The sequence below is a fragment of the Streptomyces sp. genome (genome assembly GCF_036566765.1).
In the GTDB taxonomy this organism is placed as follows: Bacteria; Actinomycetota; Actinomycetes; order Streptomycetales; family Streptomycetaceae; genus Streptomyces.
The window spans coordinates 1-3,691 of sequence record NZ_DATCVQ010000543.1; the positions used below are offsets into that span (position 1 = coordinate 1).

Below are 3,691 nucleotides of genomic sequence, written 5' to 3' on the forward strand. Positions count from 1 at the left end.
AGGGAGCTGGGCGCTCCCGTCCTGCTCAAGCCCTCGGCGGGCGGTGGCGGCAAGGGCATGCGGCTGGTACGCGATCTGTCGTCCCTGACGGAGGAGATCGCGTCGGCGCGACGCGAGGCGCGGTCGTCGTTCGGCGACGACACGCTGCTCGTGGAGCGGTGGATCGACCGGCCGCGGCACATCGAGATCCAGGTCCTGGCCGACGCGCACGGCAACGTGGTGCACCTCGGCGAGCGCGAGTGCTCGCTGCAGCGGCGCCACCAGAAGATCATCGAGGAGGCCCCGAGCGTCCTGCTGACCCCGGAGATCCGGGAGTCGATGGGCGCGGCGGCGGTGGAGGCGGCGCGGTCCTGCGGGTATGTGGGCGCGGGCACGGTGGAGTTCATCGTCCCGGGCGTGGACCCGTCCTCGTACTACTTCATGGAGATGAACACCCGCCTGCAGGTGGAGCACCCGGTGACCGAGCTGGTCACCGGCGTGGACCTGGTGGAGTGGCAGCTGAGGGTGGCGGCCGGCGAGGAGCTGTCCTTCGGGCAGTCGGACGTCCGGCTGGACGGCTGGGCGATCGAGGCGCGGATCTGCGCGGAGGACCCGGCGCGCGGGTTCCTGCCGTCCGGCGGCACGGTCCTCGCCCTGCACGAGCCGCAGGGCGACGGCGTGCGCACGGACTCGGGCCTCTCGCAGGGCACGGAGGTCGGCAGCCTGTACGACCCGATGCTCTCGAAGGTCATCGTGCACGCCCCGACCCGCGAGGCGGCCCTCCGCAAACTCCGCGCGGCCCTCGCGAACACGGTCACCCTGGGCGTCCCCACGAACGCGGGCTTCCTGCGCAGGCTGCTGGCCCACCCGGACGTCGTCTCGGGCGAGTTGGACACAGGCCTGGTGGAGCGCCAGGCGGAGAGCCTGGTGCCCCAGGGGGTGCCGGACGAGGTGTACGCGGCGGCCGCGGCGGTACGGCTCGCGGAGCTGACCCCGGAGCCCGGCGACGGCTGGACGGACCCGTTCTCGGTGCCGAACGGCTGGCGTCTGGGCGGCCGTCCCATGCCGCTCGCGTTCCCCGTACGAGTGACGGGACTCGAACCCGCGACGGCGGAGGCGCCCGAGGGCGCCCGGGTCACGGCCACGGACGTCACGGTGACAGTGGACGGGATCTCCCACCGGTTCCACCGCGCCGGGAACTGGCTCGGGCGGGACGGGGACTCCTGGCATGTGCTCGACCACGATCCCGTCGCCGCCGCGCTCAGCGGGGCCCGGCACGGTGGGGCGGACACGCTGGCCGCGCCCATGCCCGGGACCGTCACCGTCGTCAAGGTGAGCGTCGGGGACGAGGTCGAGGCGGGGCAGAGTCTGCTCGTCGTCGAGGCGATGAAGATGGAGCACGTCATCTCCGCCCCGCACGCCGGGACCGTCACCGAGCTCGACGTCACGCCCGGTGCGACCGTCGCCATGGATCAGGTCCTCGCCGTCGTCGCGCCCAGGGAGGAAGCATGACCGCGCCCGGTCTGCCCATGACCGTTCCCGACCCCGCCCTGCCCGCACGCGTGCGGATCCACGAGGTCGGGCCGCGGGACGGGCTGCAGAACGAGAAGACCGTCGTCCCGACCGACGTGAAGGCCGAGTTCGTCCGCCGGCTCGCCGACGCCGGGCTCGGCACCGTCGAGGCGACCAGCTTCGTGCATCCCCGCTGGGTGCCCCAGCTCGCCGATGCCGAAGAGCTCTTCCCGCAGGTCAGCGGCCTCCCCGTGCGCCTGCCCGTGCTCGTGCCCAACGAGCGCGGGCTCGACCGCGCCCTCTCCCTCGGCGCCCGCCACATCGCCGTCTTCGCCTCCGCCACCGAGTCGTTCGCGAAGGCCAACCTCAACCGGACCGTCGACGAGGCGCTCGCCATGTTCGAGCCGGTCGTCACCCGGGCCATAGAGCAGGGGGTGTCCGTACGCGGGTATCTGTCGATGTGTTTCGGCGATCCCTGGGAGGGACCCGTCCCCGTCGAGCAGGTCGTCCGGGTCACCAAGGCCCTCGCCGACATGGGGTGCGACGAGCTGAGCCTCGGGGACACCATCGGCGTCGCCACCCCCGGGCACGTTGAGGCCCTGCTCCAGGGCCTCAACGACGCCGGCGTGCCCACATCCCGCCTCGCCGTGCACTTCCACGACACCTACGGCCAGGCCCTCTCCAACACCCTCGCCGCGCTCCGGCACGGCGTCACCACCGTCGACGCCTCCGCCGGCGGCCTCGGCGGCTGCCCGTACGCCAAGTCCGCCACGGGCAACCTCGCCACCGAGGACCTCGTGTGGATGCTCGACGGTCTCGGCATCGAGACCGGCGTCGACCTCGGTCGCCTCACCGCCACCAGCGCGTGGATGGCCGAACAACTGGGCCGACCCAGCCCTTCCCGTACCGTCCGCGCCCTCTCCCACAAGGAGTGACGAAACACATGTCCCTCGACCACCGGCTCACCCCTGAGCACGAGGAACTCCGCCGCACCGTCGAGGAGTTCGCCCACGACGTCGTCGCCCCGAAGATCGGCGACTACTACGAGCGGCACGAGTTCCCCTACGAGATCGTCCGCCAGATGGGCCAGATGGGCCTGTTCGGCCTGCCGTTCCCGGAGGAGTACGGCGGCATGGGCGGCGACTACCTCGCCCTCGGCATCGCCCTGGAGGAGCTCGCCCGGGTCGACTCGTCCGTGGCCATCACCCTGGAGGCGGGCGTCTCGCTCGGCGCGATGCCGGTCTACCGCTTCGGCACCGAGGAGCAGAAGCGCACCTGGCTGCCGAAGCTCTGCGCGGGCGAGATGCTCGGCGCGTTCGGCCTGACCGAGCCGGGCGCCGGCTCGGACGCGGGCGGCACCCGCACCACCGCCGTCCGGGACGGCGACCACTGGGTCATCAACGGCTCGAAGTGCTTCATCACCAACTCCGGTACGGACATCACGGGGCTCGTCACCGTCACCGCCGTCACCGGGCGCAAGGACGACGGACGGCCGCTGATCTCCTCGATCATCGTCCCGTCCGGCACCCCCGGCTTCACCGTCGCCGCTCCCTACTCCAAGGTCGGCTGGAACGCCTCGGACACGCGCGAGCTGTCCTTCGACGACGTCCGCGTCCCGGTCGAGAACCTGCTCGGCGAGGAGGGCCGCGGGTACGCGCAGTTCCTGCGCATCCTCGACGAGGGCCGGATCGCGATCGCGGCGCTCGCCACCGGACTCGCGCAGGGCTGTGTGGACGAGTCGGTGAAGTACGCGAAGGAGCGGCACGCCTTCGGCGCGCCGATCAGCAGCTACCAGGCGATCCAGTTCAAGATCGCGGACATGGAGACCCGGGCGCACATGGCCCGGATCGGCTGGCGCGACGCCGCCTCCCGCCTGGTCCTCGGCGAGCCGTTCAAGAAGGAGGCCGCGGTGGCGAAGCTGTACTCCTCCACCGTGGCCGTCGACAACGCCCGCGACGCCACGCAGATCCACGGCGGCTACGGCTTCATGAACGAGTACCCGGTCGCCCGCATGTGGCGGGACTCGAAGATCCTGGAGATCGGCGAGGGCACCAGCGAGGTCCAGCGGATGCTGATCGCCCGTGAGTTGGGGCTTCCCGCCTGATCCACGGACCCTACGCCCGCCACGCCCCCGCCCGTCCCGACGACCAGGACGGCGCCGGGGCGGCGAGCGGGGCCGCCGCCCTCGGCCACCCGGCCG

Annotated in this window: 3 protein-coding genes; all 3 read left to right on the top strand. The window is 72.2% G+C overall.

Annotated features, from left to right (window positions below; genetic code table 11):
* Window positions 1-1,491: acetyl/propionyl/methylcrotonyl-CoA carboxylase subunit alpha (locus VIU94_RS31485; protein ID WP_331916612.1), on the top strand; the 1,491-nt coding region annotated here is incomplete at its 5' end.
* Window positions 1,488-2,426, top strand: a complete 939-nt coding sequence (locus tag VIU94_RS31490) for a hydroxymethylglutaryl-CoA lyase (protein WP_331916614.1) — start codon at window positions 1,488-1,490, stop codon at window positions 2,424-2,426. The genes VIU94_RS31485 and VIU94_RS31490, both read left to right, overlap by 4 nt.
* Window positions 2,427-2,434: 8 nt before the next feature.
* Complete coding sequence (locus VIU94_RS31495; protein ID WP_331916616.1) at window positions 2,435-3,595, top strand: acyl-CoA dehydrogenase family protein; 1,161 nt, start codon at window positions 2,435-2,437, stop codon at window positions 3,593-3,595.
* Window positions 3,596-3,691: the final 96 nt, after the last annotated feature.